Below are 18,210 nucleotides of genomic sequence, written 5' to 3'. Positions count from 1 at the left end.
AGGCTCCCGTGCCGCTCCGGTGCGGGAGCCTCTTTTGAGCGTTTTTCAGGGGCGGCCATCACGGTCGCCCAGGAGCCTGCCGGCCCTGATTTTTTCCTGGTGGCTGCGGGCGGACTCTTTACAGGATGGGGCGCCTGTGCTACACAGGCCCGCACCAATCCACTACGGCAATCCCGGCTCATGCGGGATTGCCGCTTGCTTTAAGGAGACAGATGCATGGATGTTTTTGACCAGGCCACTGAACTTGAACGTCTGGACCGTGAAGCTGCCCTCTCCCGCGCCCGCGCTGCCATGGACCAGGGCGGTCCCGACTGGATCGACGGCGTGGCCTGCTGCCGCGAATGCGGCGAGCCCATCCCCCAGAAGCGTCTGGAGGCCCTGCCCGGCGTCGGCCTGTGCCGCGCCTGCCAGGAAGAACGCGAAAGCGGACGCTAGCATTTTTTGATAACGGACAACCGGAGGCCGGGGCCCTTGAGGCTCCGGCCTTTTTGTTTTGGGGCTGCAAGCTGTTGAGCCGCGCAGGCGTGGCGCAAGGATACCGGTCATGCAGGGCGGGCCGGGCGCATGCGTCCGGAAAAATGCCTGGATACGGGCAGGAGCCTTGTCTGCTTTTTTGCCGGGCCCCGCGGACGGGCGCAATGCTGATACGATCCCCATTGCCGTCTTTACGGTGATTTTTGATGAAGCTGACAGCCCCGCTCATCAGGGATGGAAGCCTCTGCCCGTGACGGGACGCAGGCCAGGCCCGTCGCGCTGCCGGGCGATGCCCGCCTGCCGGATGGGACGGAGGCTCTTTGCCGCTTCACGCGGGGCATAAAAAAACGGCGCCCCCGTTTGGGGACGCCGTAGGGCATTCGGAAGGATGCGGGCTTATTCGCCCTGGCACTTCTTCTCCAGGGCCTCGCCCACGGTCTTGCCCAGTTCCACGCAGGCGCGCAGGGCTTCGTGGCGCGGGGTCCAGTTGCACTTCACGAAATCGGCGGGCATGTCCATGCCCATGGAAGCCAGCATCTCGTGCAGGACCTTGGCGGATTCACCGGACCAGCCGAAGGAACCGAAAGCGCCGCCCACGCGGTTCTGGGGACGCAGGCCCTTCATGTAGGTCAGGGTGGAGGCCATCAGGGGCATGATGGTGTTGTTGTGGGTGGGGGAGCCCGCGATCACGGCGCCGCAATTGGCCAGTTCGGTCATGATCTCGCTGTGATGGTTGCTCTTCACGGACATCAGGCGGGTGGGCACGCCCACTTCTTCCAGACCGCTGCACACGGCATAGGCCATCTTTTCGGTGGAATGCCACATGGTGTCGTAGATCACCATGGCGCGCTGCTGGGGCTTCTGTTCGGCCATCTGGCGGTACATGTCCACGATGAACTTCACGGACTTTTCGCCGCGGTGGATCAGGCCGTGGTCAGGGGCGATCATGTCGATGTCCAGGCTCTCCACGATGGGCAGGGTCTTCAGCACCTGGGGAGAGTAGGGCAGCACGATGTTGTAGTAGTATTCCTTGATGGCGCGCACGAAGTCGCCCTGGTCGTGCTCATCGGCATAGCGGTAGCTGGTGGCGATGTTCTGGCCGAAGGCGTCGTTGCTGATGAGCAGCTTGTCTTCGGGGATGTAGGAGACCATGCTGTCGGGCCAGTGCAGCATGCGGGTCTCCTGGAAGATGATGTTGCGCTTGCCGATGTTCAGCTTGTCGCCGCTCTTGACCACTTCGATGGGCCAGTCCTTGCAGTCGAAGTAGCCCTGCATGGACTTGTAGCCCAGGGTGGAGACGAAGATCTTTTCGGGCTTCACGCGGGCCACCACTTCGGCCAGGCTGCCGGCGTGGTCGGGTTCCATGTGGTTGCAGACGATGTAGTCGATCTTTTCAGGATCCATGATCTTGGCGATGCGGCACAGCATGTTGCCGGCCCAGCCGGGATACACGGTATCCATCAGGACGTTCTTTTCGTCGCGGATCAGGTAGGCATTGTAGGTGGAACCTTCGGGGGAGCGGGAATAGCCGTGGAAGTCACGGTGATCGTAGTCCACGCAACCGACCCAGAAAATATCTTTTTTGATTTCAACGGGCTGCATGAAAATTCTCCATTAGGGGATAGTGTTCGCGGTCAGGATGCCGCAAAGGGCATAAACGAGCCTGCCCTGCCGCAGGGCGGCAGGGCAGGCGGAAAGAGCGGAAGAAACAGGGCTTAGGCCTGTTCGAACTGATCCTTGCTCACGCCACAGACGGGGCAGGTCCAGTCATCAGGCAGCTGGTCGAAGGGCACGTTGTCGTTTTCGGCGGGATCGTATTCGTAACCGCACACGCTGCAAACGTATTTCATGGTGTCTCTCCTTATGAGCCTAGTTTTCGGCCTTCCAGTGGCCGTGAAGGTTGCAGTATTCGCGGGCAGTGACCTTTTCGGCGTCGGTCTTGAACACCGCTTCAGGCTTGTCGCCCGGCTTCAGGAAACAGGTCAGGCTCTGGTTGTCGGCCAGCAGTTCGATCCACTCGATGTAGTGGTTCTCGTCCATGGGATGGGCCACGCTGCCCACGGTCACCTTGTAACCGCCTTCGATCTTTTCGATCACGGGCACGTGCTTTTCCATGGCGCCGTCGGTGGAGCCTTCCTTCATGAGCTTCATGTTCTCGCCACAGCAGACCAGGCTGGCGCCGCCGCCGTGGATGACTTCAACGATATTGCCGCAATGGGTGCACTTATAAACTTCAAGCTGATTCGGCATGATATTTGTCTACCTTTGTCCGCAGCCGGACAGTTGGGATCGGTGGTTGCATGTTGCCGGAACTCCTTCCGACGAGGCTACTTTGAACCAAGACGGCCCCGCTGTAAAGAGGTTTTCCGACCATAATAGTAATTTTTCTTATTGAACACTCCACCGGCTAAAGCCGGTGGATTCACCGTGGCGACTAAAGTCGCGTTCCGGCTAAAGCCGGTATGGCCCCTGCTGAAGCAGGCTGAAGTCATTCCCCCTCAATTCGGAAGGTTTCATCTGCATCTTCCTGTTGCGTGATGTATTGCTTAATGACCTCATCGGTCACATTGCCACTGCTGCAACAGAAATAGCCACGCGCCCACATATGACGTCCCCAGTACTGGCGGCGCAACAATGGAAATTCATTTATCATGGCATGCGCGGTTCGGCCTTTCAGTTGTTGCATCAACTTGCTCACAGCAAGGCTTGGTGAAATCGAAACGAAAAGATGGATATGGTCGGGTGCTATATGTCCTTTGAGAATTTCCACCTGATGCTTTTCACAGATGCCGCGTATCAGCGACCTGGCTCTCTGGGCGATGTCGCCTGACAAAATCTTTTTCCTGTACTTGGTTATCCAGACCAGGTGCAGGTGAATTGAAAAAACACTGTGGGAGCCTTTACGATAATTGCTCATGCCCACAGACTACAAAAGAAACGCTAAAGCCGCCACCTAAAGGTGGGGGTTTTACCCCTCCCTGAGTGGGACAATAAAGAAGTTTTTCACAAAACTCTTTCCCGCCCTGGCCCAAAGGATGCAGAGAAAAAAAGTCTGTATATCTGGCGTGTTCCGCCATCATTCGGCGGCAGCGGCGGGGACGGACGTCTGCTGGAGCATGGTGGGACAGTCCGGCAGGGCCGGGGCATGCCGACGACGGATGCCCAGCACATTGGGCAGCTGGGCCCGCACATTGCCCGTGACCCAGAAATCGGCCAGGTGCCGTCCGCGCAGCTCCTGATGCAGCCCGGGGGAGCGGATCACCAGCCCGGCCTGCATGCCGCCCTCCACATACATGACGGTACGGACATCCAGCGGCAGGTGGAGCAGGGCGTGGGCAAAGCTGTAGGCTTCCAGCGGTTCGCGGCAGTGCAGGAAGAGGATCTTGCCCGCCCCGTCCTCGGCCACTGCCGAGATGGCGTACAGGGGGCCGCCGGGAGACCAGAGGATGCGGCGCTCGTCATTGATCATGCGGTAGTTCTGGATGACCAGGCGATATTGCTCCAGCAGTTCCTGCCACTGGGGATCCTCGCGGGTCAGGATGTCGGCGCGGGGCAGGCCCTCCTGGCGGGGACCGGCCACGAAGAAGGCGCCGAAGCGGCGGACCAGGCGCTTGTTGTTGATGTAGTCGTCCTGGCGCATGTAGCCCGTGCTGGTGACGCCGTCGGGAAGATACATGCTGGCATTGATGGCGGCCACCAGATCATGGCTGTCGGCCCACTGGCCAAGGGTCAGGGCCGGATGCTTGTGGGCCGCGCTGGCATAGAGGCGGAAGTCGAACAATTCCGGGTCGATACGCAGGACGGTCAAAGAGGCCTGCTGCCCGGCTTCGGATTGCAGGGAGAACTCCGCATATTCGAGCCCCTCTTCCAGGGCGTTCCAGCGGGGGGCTTCCGGCAGGGCCGCATCGGCCTCGGCGCCGGCGTCCGCTGCCGGGGCCTCGTCCGGGAGCGGCAGGGCCTGGGTGGCTGCCGCAGGCAGGACTTCATCCTCGGCGGGCAACGGGGGCAGGCCGGGCAGGCCGGAAAGGTCGAGCTGTTCCAGTTCCAGACTCAGGGAAGGCGCAGGGGGGGCAGGCGGAAGGTCCCCTTCCGCTCCGGCTTCGGCAGGGCAGAAGACCAGCAGGCAGAGCAGCAGGTAGAGCGAGCGAAGACAGCAGGCAAGAAGGCCGTGCTGCCTGCGGCGGAGCAGACCGGCAGGGAAGGCGGGATGACAAAAAGCGGGTGCGACCGAAGCGTCCATACCTGCTGACATAGAGCGCCCTTGTTTTTTTGGCAAGCATCAGGCTCTGGCGGGAAGGGGTGGGTAAACTATATTGACTTATCAAGTTATATTGATATAGTTGAGGACATCGAAACCGTTTTTTCTGATTCACAGTTCCCAGGAGTTTTGTCATGCAGATCGCCCAGGCTCTCCGCCAGACAACCAAGCCTTTTGTTTCTTTGGAATTTTTTCCCCCTGCCGCGGAAAGTCATCTGCCGGAGTTCTACGAGACCGTGGAGCGCCTGCGCTCGATCGATCCCCTTTTCCTCTCCGTCACCTACGGTGCGGGGGGCGGCAAACAGCAGAACACGCTGAACGTCACGGCGGAGCTGGCCCGGCGGGGCTTCACCGTCATGGCGCACCTGACCTGTGTGGGCGCCGAGCCGCAGGCCATCAGCGATTTTGTGAGCCATCTGCGCGCTGCCGGGGTCCACAACGTGCTGGCCCTGCGCGGGGATGCGCCGCGCGGTGTGAGCGACTGGGACTGGAACGCGGGCCATTTCCACAACGCCCGTGACCTCGTGCGTTTCCTGCGCTCGGAGCATCCCGACCTGGGCATCGGTGTGGCGGGCTATCCCGCGCCCCATCCCGATGCGGCCACCTTCGCGTCGGACCGGGCCTATCTGGCCGACAAGCTGCGCGCCGGAGCGGATTTCGTCATCACCCAGCTTTTCTTCGATGTGCGCGAGTATGAGTCCCTGGTCAGCTCGCTGCGCGCCGCCGGACTGGAGACGCCGGTCATCCCGGGCATCCTGCCCATCCAGAGCTTCGATTCCCTGCGCCGCGTGCTCTCGCTGTGCGGGGCCAACATTCCGGGCAAGCTCTATCTGGAACTGGAAGCGGCCCACAACGAAGGCGGTGTGGAGGCCGTGCGCGAAGCGGGCCTGCGTTTTGCCGCCCGCCAGATCCGGCAGCTGCTGGATTGCGGCGCGCCCGGCATCCATCTGTACAGCCTCAACAAATCCGAGATGTGCCTGCGCCTAGTGGAAGAAGCGGGCCTGTAGGCCGCTTCCCCGGTGGGGGAGAACATGAATGATGACGGGAGCTGCCGGGACCGCGCGGCTCCCTGAAAAAACGGGAAGGGCCAAGTGTCCTTCCCGTTTTTTCGTCGCATCCCGATACGCCTCCGCAGGGGGGCCGAGCTCCGGACCGGCACCGCCTGCGTCGCTGCTGCGGGCATGGCCCGGCCCCGGGCCGACGTCTTGTGCCCTGTACGGAGGCGATCATTTCTCACCGTAACTGTTCTTTTTTTCACGATTTCACATCCGGTTGACCACCCCCGGCCTCCGGTTTTAGGGTTGTCCATGAGCATCGCAAAAGAACATCGCTGGTTGTTGCTGGCCGTCTGCGCGGCGCAGTTTTTCATGCCGTTCATGGTGGCCGGGGTCAACGCCGTCCTGCCGCCCCTGGGGGAAAGCCTGGGGGCCAGTGCCCGTGAACTCAGTCTGCTGGGGGCCGTCTATACGCTGGGGCTGGTCGTGTTCCAGCTGGCCGGAGGCACCCTGGGGGATATCTACGGACGGCGCCGGGTCTTCCTTTTTGGCCTGAGCCTGTTCAGTGTGCTGGCTCTGGTGCTGGGTTTCATCCCTCATATCGACGTCTTCATCGGCCTGCGCCTGTTCCAGGGCATGGGGGCCGCCATGCTGAGTTCGTCCAGCCTGGCCCTGCTGGCGTCCGCCGCGCCCAAGGAGATGCGGGCCAGCTATCTTGGCCTCAGCGGCGTGGCCGTTTATGCGGGCATCGCCTGCGGGCCGCCGGTGGGCGGTCTGGTGGCCGGCTGGCTGGGCTGGCGCTGGCTGTTCTGGGGCACGGGCCTGGCCGCGCTGGCCGCCATGTGCATCATGATCTTCCGGGTCCCCCTGGAGTGGCGCACCGCCGACAAGGAGCCCTTCGACGTGCCGGGCTGTCTGCTCTATGGCGGGGCCATGGCGGCCCTGACCTTTGGCGCGTCCTGTATCGCGGACGATCATCTGCTGGGCGGCGGGCTCTTCCTGCTCTGTCTCGTGCTGCTGGCCTGTTTCGTCTGGCGGGAGCTGCGCAGTCCCTTCCCCATGGTGGACGTGCGCCTGCTGCGCAGGAACAGGGTCCTCAGCCTGTCGCTGGTGGCGGCCTTCGTCAACTACTGCTCCTTTTTCGGCATGGTCTTTTTCTTCAGCCTCTACCTGCAGGTGGGGCGGGGCTTCAGCGTGCAGGGGGCCGGTCTGATGCTGGCCCTGCAGGCCGCCGTGCAGTCCCTGGCCAGTCCGCTGGCCGCCCGTCTTTGCGACCGTTATGACCAGGGTCTCATCAGCACCGCCGGGACGGTGCTCTGCGGGCTGGGCCTGCTGAGTGCCGCTTTTCTCGACATGGATTCCTCGCTCTGGATCATCGTGGGGGCCCAGTGCTTCATTGGTGCCGGGGCCAGCATCTTTGCCCTGCCCAACACCACCATCATCCTCGAAGCGGCCGGGCCGCAGCGGGTGGGACAGGCTTCCGGGCTGGTGGGCACGGTGCGTACGGCCGGCATGCTGGGCAACCTGACCATCATCACCCTGACCCTGAGTATTTTTCTGGGCCATGAGCCGGTGGGCAAGGACAATATCGACGCCTTCCTGCACTGCATGCAGGTGGATATGGTGCTGTTCGGTATCCTGAGCCTGCTGGCCGTGGGCTGTACCCTGGCCCGCAACAGCAGCGGCGCCAAGGCCGCCTGAACCGGAGGCACGATGCCATGAAGATATTCGCCGTCAACGGCAGCCCGCGCAAAAAGGGCAATACGGCCACGGTGCTGGAACACTTTCTGGAAGGGGCCCGCAGCGCCGGGGCGGACACGGAGCTGATCCTTCTTTATGATCTTCAGGCCTCCGGCTGTCGCAGCTGTTTCGCCTGCAAGCTCCGGGGCGGGGCCTCGTACGGGCACTGCGCCCTGAAGGACGACCTTTCGCCCGTGCTGGCCGCGCTGGAAAAGGCCGATGGGCTGGCCCTGGGCAGTCCCGTCTATTTCGGCAACGTGACGGGCGCCATGCGTTCGTTCCAGGAACGTCTGTGCTTCCCCTATCTGGTCTATGACCGCCGGCGCAGCACCATCGCGCCCCGCCGTCTGGCGATGGCCTGCATCTACACCATGAACGTGGATGCGGAGACCATGCGGCAGCACGGCTATCCCGAGACCCTGGCCGTCATGGATGGTTATCTGGGGCGCATCTTCAGCACGCCCTCCGTCCTGTATGTGACCGACACCTGGCAGTTCGACGACTATGCCAGATATGTGGCCGACCGTTTTTCCGAGGCGGACAAGCGGCGTCGGCGCGAGGAGCAGTTCCCGCAGGAGTGCCGTCAGGCCTTCGTCATGGGGCAGGAGATGGTCCAAAAGCTGGCAGGGCAGGGCGCGTGATCCGGCAGGGCGGGATGACGGAGGCGGAAGACGCCGCGCTGCTGTTCAGCCCCCTGTCCCCGGCAGGGGAGGCTGTCCCGGCGCAGTGGCATTTTCCGGCCGGGCTGGAAGATTTCCCCGCTGCGGCGGACTTCCATTTCTGGCGCCGGGAGCCGGGGAGCCCTGTGGGCGTGCTGCATCCGGCCGGACAGCCGGAAGAGGGCCTGCTGCTGGGCGAGGCCTGCGCTTTGGGCTGCACCGGCCCCCTGCGGCTGACAGCGGCCGAGCACGCCCTGCTGGGGAGTTGCCGGGCCGAAGGCCTGGCCTTTTTCTTGTGCCTGGGGGCCCTGCCGGAGGAGCCGGGACGGGCCGAGTTGCGCGTCTGCGCTGTGCTGGCCGTGGCTCTGGACGGGGGGAGGGCCCTGCGCCTGTCCCTGCCGCAGGAGCTGCCGGAGCGCTTGCCCATGACGCGACTGGCTTCGGCTTCCCCGGCCTGAACCCCGTGAGCCTGCGGCGGGCAAGAGGATGAAGGAGCTGTGCCGTGGCGTGGGCATCCGTCCCGTGCGGGCGGATGGGCCTTTACGGCATGGAGGTGCAGTCCGTCCCCGCGTTGCGGTCAGGCCGGCATCGCCGTTGCGGGGCATGTGGCGGTATTTTTAGTCATAACATGTAAACATCTATCTTGAAATTATCGATATCGGCAGGGCTGCACCGGTGCTGTGCGGCCCTGCTTTTTTGTGCCCTGTATAGGGAAAACGTTCCTCGTTCCGGCTGGCAGGGCGTGTGCCCCTGGAGCCTGCAGGCGGGGAGGGCGGGCATTAAAACTATAAAACTAGTTTTTTAGTTGACACGATAAAACTACTTTTTTAGTTTGATGTTGACAGCATACTTTCCCAGCGTCTACACCAAGGGCATGAATTCCTCGTATATCACCGCCCTGCCGGACGACTGGGAACGCGTGGCGCGGGTCTTTTCCGCCATGGGGGACGCCACCCGGCAGAAGATCCTTCTGCTCTTCGAGCCCGGGGAGAGCATCAGCCTCAGCAGCCTTGTGGCGACCGTGGGCCTGAGCCGTACGGCCGTGAGCCATCATGTGAACGTCCTCGTACGGGCCGGGCTGCTGATCCCCCGGCGGCAGGGCCGGGAAGTGCTTTACCGGCGCGACCTGCCCTTTGCCGTGGAGATGCTCGACCGGGTGCGGGATTACGCGCTGGCCGAGCTGGCCGCGGAGCAGGGCGACCGTTCCTGAGCCTGCCCGGCTGGGCAGGGGCTTTGGCAGGGATCGCCGCCATGCACGGATGCTGCAAGGAGTGCGCATGAGCAGGCGATTTTTGCGACAGACCGTCTCGCTGGGGGTGAGCTATACCCTCGGCACCTTCAACGACAACTTCTTCAAGCAGGCCATCCTGCTGCTGGCCGTGAGCATGGGCCATACGGCCGTGCAGGCCTGGGGCACCGTGCTTTTTTCGCTGCCCTTCGTCCTGTTCTCCGCCTGGGCTGGCTGGCTGGCCGACCGCTATCCCAAGTGCCGTCTGGTACTGGCGGCCAAGGCCCTGGAAGTGTGCGCCATGCTGGCCGGGGGCTGGGGGCTGCTCCAGCTGCACTGGAGCGGCATGCTGGCCATGCTCTTCTGCATGGGGGCCAGCGCCACCCTGTTCAGCCCGGCCCTCAACGGCTCCCTGCCGGAACTGTTCGCCCGCGAGGACGTGCCCCGGGTCAACGCCCTGTTCAAGCTGGCCACCACGGCCTCCATCCTGCTGGGCATCACGCTGGCAGGCGGGGCCCTGGAACGGCAGTGGCTCGCCACGGAGATCCCCTTCGGGCGCTGGCTGGTGGCTGCCGTGGCCGTGGGTGTGGCGGTGCTGGGCCTGCTCTCCGTGTTCTTCATCCCCTACCGGCCCGCTGCCGCCCGCAAGGAAGATCTGCCGCCCTTCCCCTGGCTGGGGGCCCTGGATTCCGCCCGCGACTTGTGGCGCCTGCGTGCCCGCCAGGGCATCTTCTGGTGCCTGTGCGGCGATGTCTTTTTCTACACCCTGTCCACCCTCGTCCTGCTGGAGATCAATGCCTACGGCGTGGCCCAGCTGGGCCTTGGCCCCACCATGGCCAGCCTGCTGCCCGGCGGGCTCATGCTGGGCATCTGTGCCGGGGCCGGGCTGGCGGCCCGTCGTGCCCGTGGGGACTGGCGGCGGAGCGTGCCCCGCGCCTGCGCCGGTATCGGCCTGTTGCTGGCGGTCGCCGGTGGCGTGCCCGCCGCGCCCGAGGCCTTCCGCTTCGGCCTGCTCTTTGCCTGTTATGCGGCGGTGGGCATCTGCGGCAGCCTGTATATCGTGCCGGTGTCCAGCCAGATCCAGCTGCTTCCGGCAGCGGAGGAAAAGGGCCGCATCCTCGGCACCAGCAATTTCTTTTCCTTTTCCGGCATGGCCCTGGCCGGGCCGGTCTATGCCCTGCTGTCCTTCCTGCCGCCTTCCGTAGCCCACATGCTGCTGGGCGGCCTTACCCTGATCTGGGCCGTCTTTTTTGCCCGTCGCCTCAAGGCCGCTTTTCCTAATGGCGACGATGGCGGCAGCAGCGGTGGGGCGGGGGACGACGAGGCGAAGGCGGACGGGCCCCGGGGGCCTCGCCGGGCCGCTTCGCGTGTCCGTATCCTGTTCTCCCGCATGCTGCTGGGCTGCGGCCGCTATTTGCTCTCCCTGCGTTACCGTGTCCGTCTGGAAGGGCTGGATGTCCTGCAGGCCGAAGTGGCGCGGGCGCGTGAGCGGGGCAGGGGCGTGCTCGTGCTGCCCAACCATCCCGCCTTCATGGACCCGGCCCTGCTGTGTACGCATCTTGCCGCTTTCGATTTGCGGCCGCTGGCGGACAGCCATCAGATACGCCGCCCGTGGTTGCGGCCGGTGGCCGCGCTGACGGGCTGCATCTCCCTGCCGGATCTGCGCCGTGACGGTCTCTCCGCCCGTGACCAAGTGAGGGAAGCGCTGGACAGCTGCGCCGCTGCGCTGGCCCGGGGCGAGAACGTCCTTTTGTATCCCTCCGGCGGCCTGAGCCGGGACGGCGCTACCCATCTGGGCGGCAACAGCGGCGCGTACCGTCTGCTGCAGGCCGTGCCCGACTGCGGTCTGGTCCTCGTGCGCACGCGCGGCCTCTGGGGCTCGTCCTTCAGCTGGGCCGCAGGCGAGCCCGTGCTGGGCCGGGCCCTGCTGCGCGGGCTGGTGTCGCTGCTCTGTCACGGCCTGTTCTTCCTGCCCCGGCGGGAGGTGCGCATCACCTGCGCTCTGCCGTCCCGCCGTCCCATGCCCGGGGAGGGCGTCCGGCCGTACAATGCGCTGCTGGAGTCTTTTTATGATGCCGACGGCGGCGAAAAGGCCTGCCCGCAGATCCTTTTTCCCTGGCGTGCCGAGGTCCCGTCCGGGGCGGGCACAGGCGCTGTATCGGCCCGGATGGCCGCCACGCCGCCCCCGCTTGCCGCTGCCGACAGGGAAGCCGTGCTGCGCCTGCTGGCGGAAGCGTCGCCTCTGGGCCCGGAGTGGGGCAGCCTCAAGGAAGACCTGCGTCTGGACACTGACCTGGGGCTGGACAGTCTGGCCCTGACGGAACTGGCCGTGCGGCTGGAAGAGCGCTTTGGCCACGCTCCCGCCAGTCTGGAAGGCTTGCGAACGGTGGGGGACTGTCTGCTGCTGGCCGCCGGGCAGATGCCGGAGGCCGCCACAGCGGAAGCGCCGGAAGAGCCCTCCCCCTGGCTGGATGCCGTGCGGGCCCGTCCCGCCCGGGCGCTCAGCCTGCCTGATGCTCCCAATCTGCCGCTGGTCATGCTGCGGCAGTTGCGGCGCGCCCCGTCCCGCCCCCTGCTGGCCGACAACGGCCGGATACTGACGGCGCGTGCGTTCTGGATACGGGCCGTGGCCCTTTCCCTGCATCTGCGCCGCCGTTTGGGCAGCGGACAGCGGGTGGGCATCATGCTGCCCGCCTCGTCAGCGGCTTGTGTGGCCTGGCTGGCCGTGCTGCTGGCCGGACAGACGCCGGTCATGCTGAACTGGACCACAGGGCCGCGCAATCTGGGCCACTGTCTGCGTCTGGCCGGGGTGCGGCATATCCTCAGTGCCCGGGCCCTGCTGGATCGTCTGGAAGGCAGCGGCCTGCGCGAAGCCGCCGGAGAGGCCGGGGCCGCATGGCTGCCGCTGGAAGATACGGCAGCCTCCCTGTCCCCCTGTCTGCGGCTGGAGGCCGCCTGCCGTGCGCTCCTCTCGCTGGCCGGGCTCGAAGGCTGCGCCGTGCCCCGAAAGCTGTCCCCGCCGGCGGCCATCCTGTTCACCTCGGGCTCGTCGGCGGCAGCCAAGGGCGTGCCGCTCAGCCATGACAACATCCTGGCCAACTGCCGGGACGTGGCGGCCATCCTGGCCCTGGACAGCCACGACGCCATGCTGGCCATGCTGCCGCCCTTCCATACGCTGGGCCTCACGGGCAACATCGTGCTGCCGCTTTGCTTCGGCGTGCCGATGGTCTTCCACGCCAATCCCACGGAAGGCGCCCGTCTGGATGCCGTATGCCGCCAGTGGCGGCCGACCCTGCTGGTGGCCGCCCCCACCTTCCTGGACGGTATGTTGCGGCAGGCCCGGCCCGGGGATCTGGCATCGTTGCGCGTGGCCTTCGTGGGGGCGGAAGCCTGTCCGCAGCGCCTTTATGATGATTTTGCCCGCCTGAGCGGCGGCGGGCTGCTGTGCGAGGGCTACGGCGTCACGGAGTGTTCGCCGGTCATCAGCCTCAACCTGCCCACGGATGCCCGCACGGGTACCATCGGTCAGCCTTTGCCTTCGGTGCGGACGGCCATCGTATCCGTGCAGGAGCCCCGGCAGCGGCTGGCGGCCGGAGAGACAGGCCTGCTGCTGGTGCGGGGCCCCAATGTGTTCGGCGGCTATCTGGGGCAGGGCAGCGACGGCGGCCCGGCCTCGCCTTTCCTGCATCTGGACGGCGAGGACTGGTACTGCACCGGCGATCTGGTGCGGGCGGACAGCGACGGGCATATGACCTTTGCGGGACGGCGGGAGCGTTTCGTCAAGCTGGGCGGGGAGATGATCTCCCTGCCGCAGATGGAGGCCGTGCTGGGGCGTCATTTCATGGCCCCTGCCGGACAGGAAGGCCCGGTCCTGGCCGTGGATGCGCTGGAAGAGGAGGGGCAGACCGTGCTGGTGCTGTTCACGACCCTGCCTCTGGAGCGCGAAGAGGCCAATGCCGTGTTGCGGGAGGAAGGTCTTTCCGCCCTGTACATGCTGCGCCGGGTGCGGCGGCTGGCGGCCCTGCCTTTGCTGGGGTCGGGCAAGGTGGATTACCGGAGCCTGCGGGCCCTGGTCATGCAGGAGGGGCAAGGCGTCTAGCCGGGACGACAGGATGCCGGGGCCCGTGAGCCGGACGAAGGGCTGGACGGCAGCATCCGGCCGGCACCATGAGGGCGCAGGCGCAGCGGGATTCACGCTTTTGCCGGCGGCCGTTCCCTTATGGTGTCAGCCCCGACAGCGCCGGGCGGACATGTCGGCCCGCGCCGCAGAAAGCTTGCATAAAAGAAAAAGGGTGGCAGTCCTGGCGACTGTCACCCTTTTGCATAAGAGCTCGTTTGTGAGGTGGGCTCCTGTCCTCGCGCGCATCAGCGCCCTAGTCCAGGCCCATTTTTTTGCTCAGCTTCTTGCCCAGGTTCTTGACCTTGTCCAGCGGGCTTTCACTTTCCAGGCGTTCGAATTCACGCAGCAGTTCGGCCTGCTTGTCCGAGACGCGGGTGGGGGTCAGGACTTTGACTTCCACCAGCAGGTCGCCGCGGTTGCTGCGACCGGGGTAGGGCATGCCTTCGCCCTTGAGGCGCAGCAGGGTGCCGCTCTGGATGCCCTTGGGGATGTCCAGGGGCAGCGGCCCCTTGAGGCCGGGCACTTCCACGCGGTGGCCGAGGGCCGCCTGCACGAAGCTGATCTCGCAGGTGTAGATGAGGTCCTGGCCCTGGCGTTCGTACTTTTTGCTGGGCTCCACATGCAGGACCACATACAGGTCGCCTGGAGGCCCTCCGTGCTCGCCGGGCTCCCCTTCACCGCGCACACGCAGGCGGGTGCCGGTATCCACACCGGCGGGGACGCGCACCACGATCTCGCGGCGTTCTTCCACGATGCCCTGGCCCTTGCAGCGGGGGCAGGGCTTTTTGATGACCTGACCGGTACCCTGGCAGGTGGAGCAGGGCATGGCGATCTGGAAGAAGCCCTGGGAATGGCGCACCTGACCGGTGCCGTGGCACTGGGGGCAGGTCTCGGGCTGGCTGCCCGGAGCGGCACCGCTGCCGGAGCAGTCGGGGCAGGTCACATGCTTGGGCAGGGTCAGGGGGATCTCGTCGCCCGTGGCGGCCTGCTCAAAGGTGACTTTCAGGTTGTAGCGCAGGTCGGCGCCCTGCATGGGGCGGGGACCACGTGCGCCACCGGCGGAAGCAAAGCCGAAAAGGTCGCCGAAGATATCGCTGAAATGGGCGAAGATGTCTTCGTTGCTGGTGAAGCCCCCACCGCCCATGCCGCCCTGCACACCGGCATGACCGAAGCGGTCATAGCGGGCGCGCTTTTCGGCGTCGCGCAGGACGTCATAGGCCTCGGCAGCTTCCTTGAACTTTTGTTCGGCTTCGGCGTCACCGGGGTTGTGGTCGGGATGGTAGCGCATGGCCAGCTTGCGATAGGCTTTTTTGATCTCGTCCTCGCCGGCGCTGCGGTCCACCCCCAGAACTTCGTAATAGTCTCGCTGTGCCATGGCCTTTAGCCTTCGTTCTTGGCGGACTCCTGACCTTCGGGCAGGGGATTGTACAGGCTCATGTCGTCAGGCAGCACCTTGCCCGCGGCGATCTCGCGCAGAGCGGTCACGGCTTCCTTGTTGCGGCTTTCGATGAGGGGCTCATAGCCTTCACGGTACTGGCGCACACGCTTGATGGCCATCTGGACCAGCAAAAAGCGGTTGTTCACGCGTTCCTGGCAATCTTCCACGGTAATGCGGGCCATAGTTCCTCCGGCTTGCCCGCGAGACAGCGGGCGGAGTGTAAAAATGAATGCCGCCGTACCCGACAGCAGCGGGCGCGGCGCAATAGGGGCAGAACTCTTTGCCTGCCCAAGCGAGTTATGCTATTGGTCTTTTGTGCGGCTGTCAAGGCCAGAGGCGCGGAAAATCGTCCCTGCCCTGTCTGCCGCCTTCGATCAACGCAACACATGCCCTGCGGGGCAGGAGGACATATGCGCGAAAAACGCTCCTATGCGCAGGAGGTCTGCGTCAAGAGCGCCGGCAAGGCCATGCAGCAGACCGGCATGATCTGGCCCGGCTGCCGCATCGGCGTGGCCGTTTCCGGCGGGGTGGACAGCTTCGTGCTGCTCAAGACCCTGCATATCCGGCAGGGCATCGTGCCCTTCCGTTTCGAGATCATGGCCATCCATCTCAATCCCGGCTTCGATTCGCAAAGCCATATGCCGCTGGCCGCCTGGCTCTCGCAGCACGGCATCCCCTCGCATCTGGAGGTGACGGACTTCGGCCCGCACGCCCATTCGGCCGAGAACCAGCGCCGTTCCCCCTGTTTCCGCTGCGCCTGGCTGCGCCGCAAACGCCTGTTCGAGCTCTGTTCGCAGTACAAGCTCACCCATCTGGCCCTGGGGCACAATGCCGAGGATCTGGTCTCCACCTTTTTCATGAACCTGTGCCGCAACGGCCGCGTGGACGGCATGAGCATGAACGAGCCCTTCTTCGGCGGCAAGCTGCATCTGATCCGGCCGCTGCTGCTGGTGGAGAAAAAGTACATCATCAAGGCCGCCAAGCAGTGGGAGCTGCCCCTGTGGGCCAATGCCTGCCCTTCGGCCGGCAATACCGCCCGCAGCGACATGGGCGAGACCCTCAAGGCCCTGTACGGCGTGGCCAAGGATTCCCGCCGCTGCATCCTCAACGGCCTGAGCCGCTGGCAGCTGGAAAAGAACAGCCTGCCTGATGTGACGGATGCCGGAGAGCAGGAGAGCGGGGCGTTTGTCCGGGGGGAAGGGACCCCCTTTAGCTAGCGCCCAAAGGGAGGCCTTCCCCCGGGCCCTCCATCCTCCCCCAAACGCGCTTTATTGTCCCACTCAGGGAGGGGTAAAACCCCCACCTTTAGGTGGCGGCTTTAGCGTTTCTTTTGTAGTCTGTGGGCATGAGCAATTATCGTAAAGGCTCCCACAGTGTTTTTTCAATTCACCTGCACCTGGTCTGGATAACCAAGTACAGGAAAAAGATTTTGTCAGGCGACATCGCCCAGAGAGCCAGGTCGCTGATACGCGGCATCTGTGAAAAGCATCAGGTGGAAATTCTCAAAGGACATATAGCACCCGACCATATCCATCTTTTCGTTTCGATTTCACCAAGCCTTGCTGTGAGCAAGTTGATGCAACAACTGAAAGGCCGAACCGCGCATGCCATGATAAATGAATTTCCATTGTTGCGCCGCCAGTACTGGGGACGTCATATGTGGGCGCGTGGCTATTTCTGTTGCAGCAGTGGCAATGTGACCGATGAGGTCATTAAGCAATACATCACGCAACAGGAAGATGCAGATGAAACCTTCCGAATTGAGGGGGAATGACTTCAGCCTGCTTCAGCAGGGGCCATACCGGCTTTAGCCGGAACGCGACTTTAGTCGCCACGGTGAATCCACCGGCTTTAGCCGGTGGAGTGTTCAATACAGGAAACGGGCAGCCGTATGGCTGCCCGTTTCCTGTTTTCAGGCGGGATAATGACGTCATTATGTTGGCGTGCTGTCTGTTGGCGGGGCAGTATGCGGGCCGCTTGATGCGAAGGAGTCGGGACGGGACCGGCTTCGTGCGAAAAAGACTTTTCGGAGGCGGCAGGCGCGGACGGGTGCTCACTCCCCCAGTCCGGTCATGTCTGTCCCTTGGCGGTCAGGGGGGGATGACGTGTCCGTCATCCGAAGACGGGGACCCGCCATACAGACCAGAATAAAAGTTTTTGGGAGGAGCGGGGGAGCATGAGGGGGAGAGGAGACCTTTTTTCAAAAAGGTCTCCTCTCCCCCTCATCAAAAAGACACTGCCTCAGGGCAGCGATGGCGCGCGTCGTGTACTAGACGCCCTTGGCCTTGAGCTCTTCCAGGAAGCCCTCGGGCACTTCAAAGCCCAGCTCGGCGGCCTTGGCGGCGGACTGGCGGGCTTCGGCGTACTTGCCAAGGTCGAACTGGGCAAGGGCCATGTTGTTCCAGGCGGGAGCGAAGGCGGGTTCCTTTTCCAGGATCTCCTTGCAGAGCTTTTCGCAGGCTTCGAAGTCGCCCTGCATGTAGTAGGCGGTGGTCAGGGCGTTCTTGGCCTGCACGAAGTCGGGGTCCCACTTCAGGGCCTTTTTCAGGGCGGTGATGGCCTTGTCCGGCTCGCCGCGCTGCAGGTGCACGAAGGCGATGTTGCTCCACGGCACGGGGAACTTGGCGCGGCACTGGGCGGCTTCTTCATTGTAGCGCAGGCAGCCTTCCAGGTCGCCGCGTTCCAGGCAGATGCCGCCGAGCTGCACATAGGCTTCGGCCAGGTGGGGGGAGTTGCGCACGGCGTTGAGCAGGGCTTCTTCGGCGCCCACGAAGTCACGCTTGCTCAGCAGGGCCAGGCCCAGGTTGTAGTGATGGGTAGCGCACTGCTCGTTGGCCGCGATCTCCATCTTGAGGTCGGCAATATATTCGTCGATATCGTCGTAACGCTGTTTCATAGGATGTGGCCCTCTTTTTTCAGCAGATCATGGTACCAGAGGCAGAAGTCGGTGATGCCCTGGAATTTTTCGTCACGGTTCACAATACCCAGAGCGCATTCCAGCACGCCGCGACCGTAGTCGTTGCCGTACTGTTCGTTCCTGGCGGCCTTGAGCTGGAGGAACTCGCGCACCAGCTGCTGGGTGGTGCGCTTGGTCACGTCCAGGCGCACGTCCAGAGGATCGTTGGGCTTCTGGAAGGGGTCCCAGTTATCGTAGCCGATGCGGTCCACGAACTTGCGGCGCCGCGGGTTCATGCGCTCGTAGATCTCACGCTTGAGCTGTTCCTGTTCCTCGTTGAGGCGCTGGGGCGTGCCGTCGCGGAACACGGTAGCGGGAATGAAACTGAGCTCGGAAGGCATG

18 protein-coding genes are annotated in these 18,210 nt (G+C 64.1%); 9 read left to right on the top strand and 9 right to left on the bottom strand.

Features of this window, described 5'->3' with window-relative positions:
* The first annotated feature begins 216 nt into the window (after positions 1-216).
* Complete coding sequence (locus Q4I12_RS01415) at positions 217-435, top strand: TraR/DksA family transcriptional regulator (protein ID WP_040369802.1); 219 nt, start codon at positions 217-219, stop codon at positions 433-435.
* Positions 436-870: 435 nt separating this feature from the next.
* On the opposite strand, the gene Q4I12_RS01410 is transcribed toward Q4I12_RS01415, so the two are convergent.
* The 5 genes from Q4I12_RS01410 to Q4I12_RS01390 form a co-directional block, all read right to left on the bottom strand.
* On the bottom strand, positions 871-2,076 hold the full coding sequence (locus Q4I12_RS01410) for an FprA family A-type flavoprotein (RefSeq protein ID WP_297158687.1): 1,206 nt from the start codon (positions 2,074-2,076) through the stop codon (positions 871-873).
* Positions 2,077-2,189: 113 nt separating this feature from the next.
* The gene (locus Q4I12_RS01405; RefSeq protein ID WP_006008124.1) at positions 2,190-2,324 is read right to left on the bottom strand and encodes a rubredoxin; all 135 of its coding nucleotides are present in this window, start codon (positions 2,322-2,324) and stop codon (positions 2,190-2,192) included.
* A 19-nt stretch (positions 2,325-2,343) separates the two neighbouring features.
* Positions 2,344-2,724: a desulfoferrodoxin gene (locus tag Q4I12_RS01400; protein WP_006008126.1), complete on the bottom strand. Its 381-nt coding sequence runs from the start codon at positions 2,722-2,724 to the stop codon at positions 2,344-2,346.
* A 238-nt stretch (positions 2,725-2,962) separates the two neighbouring features.
* Positions 2,963-3,391, bottom strand: a complete 429-nt coding sequence (gene tnpA, locus Q4I12_RS01395; RefSeq protein ID WP_302260190.1) for an IS200/IS605 family transposase — start codon at positions 3,389-3,391, stop codon at positions 2,963-2,965.
* Between the two features lie 159 nt (positions 3,392-3,550).
* Entirely contained in the window at positions 3,551-4,726 is a 1,176-nt protein-coding gene (locus tag Q4I12_RS01390; protein ID WP_302260203.1) for a phosphodiester glycosidase family protein, read from the bottom strand.
* A 140-nt stretch (positions 4,727-4,866) separates the two neighbouring features.
* Between Q4I12_RS01390 and Q4I12_RS01385 the strand changes: the two genes are divergently transcribed.
* The 6 genes from Q4I12_RS01385 (at position 4,867) to Q4I12_RS01360 (ending at position 13,453) form a co-directional block, all read left to right on the top strand.
* Positions 4,867-5,739, top strand: coding sequence for a methylenetetrahydrofolate reductase (locus Q4I12_RS01385; RefSeq protein WP_168935487.1), 873 nt, complete (start codon positions 4,867-4,869; stop codon positions 5,737-5,739).
* Positions 5,740-6,039: 300 nt separating this feature from the next.
* Positions 6,040-7,428 (top strand): MFS transporter, encoded by a 1,389-nt coding sequence (locus Q4I12_RS01380; RefSeq protein ID WP_302260202.1) that lies wholly within the window; start codon positions 6,040-6,042, stop codon positions 7,426-7,428.
* Positions 7,429-7,445: 17 nt separating this feature from the next.
* Positions 7,446-8,108: a flavodoxin family protein gene (locus Q4I12_RS01375; RefSeq protein ID WP_302260201.1), complete on the top strand. Its 663-nt coding sequence runs from the start codon at positions 7,446-7,448 to the stop codon at positions 8,106-8,108.
* A gap of 14 nt (positions 8,109-8,122) precedes the next feature.
* Positions 8,123-8,584 (top strand): hypothetical protein, encoded by a 462-nt coding sequence (locus Q4I12_RS01370; protein ID WP_302260199.1) that lies wholly within the window; start codon positions 8,123-8,125, stop codon positions 8,582-8,584.
* Positions 8,585-9,000: 416 nt separating this feature from the next.
* Positions 9,001-9,336, top strand: coding sequence for an ArsR/SmtB family transcription factor (locus tag Q4I12_RS01365; RefSeq protein WP_168935491.1), 336 nt, complete (start codon positions 9,001-9,003; stop codon positions 9,334-9,336).
* 67 nt (positions 9,337-9,403) lie between these two features.
* Positions 9,404-13,453: an MFS transporter gene (locus Q4I12_RS01360; RefSeq protein WP_302260196.1), complete on the top strand. Its 4,050-nt coding sequence runs from the start codon at positions 9,404-9,406 to the stop codon at positions 13,451-13,453.
* Between the two features lie 274 nt (positions 13,454-13,727).
* Here Q4I12_RS01360 and dnaJ read toward each other — a convergent pair whose 3' ends face one another.
* Both dnaJ and rpoZ read right to left on the bottom strand, forming a co-directional pair.
* Positions 13,728-14,849, bottom strand: coding sequence for a molecular chaperone DnaJ (gene dnaJ / locus Q4I12_RS01355; RefSeq protein ID WP_204626189.1), 1,122 nt, complete (start codon positions 14,847-14,849; stop codon positions 13,728-13,730).
* Between the two features lie 5 nt (positions 14,850-14,854).
* The gene (gene rpoZ, locus Q4I12_RS01350; RefSeq protein WP_168935494.1) at positions 14,855-15,094 is read right to left on the bottom strand and encodes a DNA-directed RNA polymerase subunit omega; all 240 of its coding nucleotides are present in this window, start codon (positions 15,092-15,094) and stop codon (positions 14,855-14,857) included.
* 228 nt (positions 15,095-15,322) lie between these two features.
* On the opposite strand from rpoZ, the gene Q4I12_RS01345 reads away from it, so the two are divergent.
* Together Q4I12_RS01345 and tnpA (Q4I12_RS01340) are read left to right on the top strand one after the other, a co-directional pair.
* A complete protein-coding gene (locus tag Q4I12_RS01345; RefSeq protein ID WP_302260192.1) occupies positions 15,323-16,129 on the top strand; it encodes a tRNA lysidine(34) synthetase in 807 nt (268 codons plus the stop codon).
* Positions 16,130-16,257: 128 nt separating this feature from the next.
* Positions 16,258-16,686, top strand: a complete 429-nt coding sequence (gene tnpA, locus Q4I12_RS01340) for an IS200/IS605 family transposase (RefSeq protein ID WP_302260190.1) — start codon at positions 16,258-16,260, stop codon at positions 16,684-16,686.
* A 495-nt stretch (positions 16,687-17,181) separates the two neighbouring features.
* Here tnpA (Q4I12_RS01340) and Q4I12_RS01335 read toward each other — a convergent pair whose 3' ends face one another.
* Both Q4I12_RS01335 and Q4I12_RS01330 read right to left on the bottom strand, forming a co-directional pair.
* Complete coding sequence (locus tag Q4I12_RS01335) at positions 17,182-17,808, bottom strand: tetratricopeptide repeat protein (protein ID WP_168935496.1); 627 nt, start codon at positions 17,806-17,808, stop codon at positions 17,182-17,184.
* Positions 17,805-18,209 (bottom strand): hypothetical protein, encoded by a 405-nt coding sequence (locus tag Q4I12_RS01330; RefSeq protein ID WP_006008157.1) that lies wholly within the window; start codon positions 18,207-18,209, stop codon positions 17,805-17,807. The genes Q4I12_RS01335 and Q4I12_RS01330 overlap by 4 nt, the downstream gene beginning before the upstream one ends.
* Between the last annotated feature and the right edge of the window lies 1 nt (position 18,210).

The sequence above is a fragment of the Desulfovibrio piger genome, assembly GCF_951793255.1.
Lineage (GTDB): Bacteria > Desulfobacterota > Desulfovibrionia > Desulfovibrionales > Desulfovibrionaceae > Desulfovibrio.
This window is presented reverse-complemented; position numbering and strand designations above follow the sequence as displayed.

Bases quoted from the DNA above. Each gene is read 5' to 3' on its own strand.
- Q4I12_RS01415 (WP_040369802.1), top strand. From the start codon at position 217: ATGGATGTTTTTGACCAGGCCACTGAACTTGAACGTCTGGACCGTGAA.
- Q4I12_RS01410 (WP_297158687.1), bottom strand. From the start codon at position 2,076: ATGCAGCCCGTTGAAATCAAAAAAGATATTTTCTGGGTCGGTTGCGTG.
- Q4I12_RS01405 (WP_006008124.1), bottom strand. From the start codon at position 2,324: ATGAAATACGTTTGCAGCGTGTGCGGTTACGAATACGATCCCGCCGAA.
- Q4I12_RS01400 (WP_006008126.1), bottom strand. From the start codon at position 2,724: ATGCCGAATCAGCTTGAAGTTTATAAGTGCACCCATTGCGGCAATATC.
- tnpA (WP_302260190.1), bottom strand. From the start codon at position 3,391: ATGAGCAATTATCGTAAAGGCTCCCACAGTGTTTTTTCAATTCACCTG.
- Q4I12_RS01390 (WP_302260203.1), bottom strand. From the start codon at position 4,726: ATGTCAGCAGGTATGGACGCTTCGGTCGCACCCGCTTTTTGTCATCCC.
- Q4I12_RS01385 (WP_168935487.1), top strand. From the start codon at position 4,867: ATGCAGATCGCCCAGGCTCTCCGCCAGACAACCAAGCCTTTTGTTTCT.
- Q4I12_RS01380 (WP_302260202.1), top strand. From the start codon at position 6,040: ATGAGCATCGCAAAAGAACATCGCTGGTTGTTGCTGGCCGTCTGCGCG.
- Q4I12_RS01375 (WP_302260201.1), top strand. From the start codon at position 7,446: ATGAAGATATTCGCCGTCAACGGCAGCCCGCGCAAAAAGGGCAATACG.
- Q4I12_RS01370 (WP_302260199.1), top strand. From the start codon at position 8,123: ATGACGGAGGCGGAAGACGCCGCGCTGCTGTTCAGCCCCCTGTCCCCG.
- Q4I12_RS01365 (WP_168935491.1), top strand. From the start codon at position 9,001: ATGAATTCCTCGTATATCACCGCCCTGCCGGACGACTGGGAACGCGTG.
- Q4I12_RS01360 (WP_302260196.1), top strand. From the start codon at position 9,404: ATGAGCAGGCGATTTTTGCGACAGACCGTCTCGCTGGGGGTGAGCTAT.
- dnaJ (WP_204626189.1), bottom strand. From the start codon at position 14,849: ATGGCACAGCGAGACTATTACGAAGTTCTGGGGGTGGACCGCAGCGCC.
- rpoZ (WP_168935494.1), bottom strand. From the start codon at position 15,094: ATGGCCCGCATTACCGTGGAAGATTGCCAGGAACGCGTGAACAACCGC.
- Q4I12_RS01345 (WP_302260192.1), top strand. From the start codon at position 15,323: ATGCGCGAAAAACGCTCCTATGCGCAGGAGGTCTGCGTCAAGAGCGCC.
- tnpA (WP_302260190.1), top strand. From the start codon at position 16,258: ATGAGCAATTATCGTAAAGGCTCCCACAGTGTTTTTTCAATTCACCTG.
- Q4I12_RS01335 (WP_168935496.1), bottom strand. From the start codon at position 17,808: ATGAAACAGCGTTACGACGATATCGACGAATATATTGCCGACCTCAAG.
- Q4I12_RS01330 (WP_006008157.1), bottom strand. From the start codon at position 18,209: ATGCCTTCCGAGCTCAGTTTCATTCCCGCTACCGTGTTCCGCGACGGC.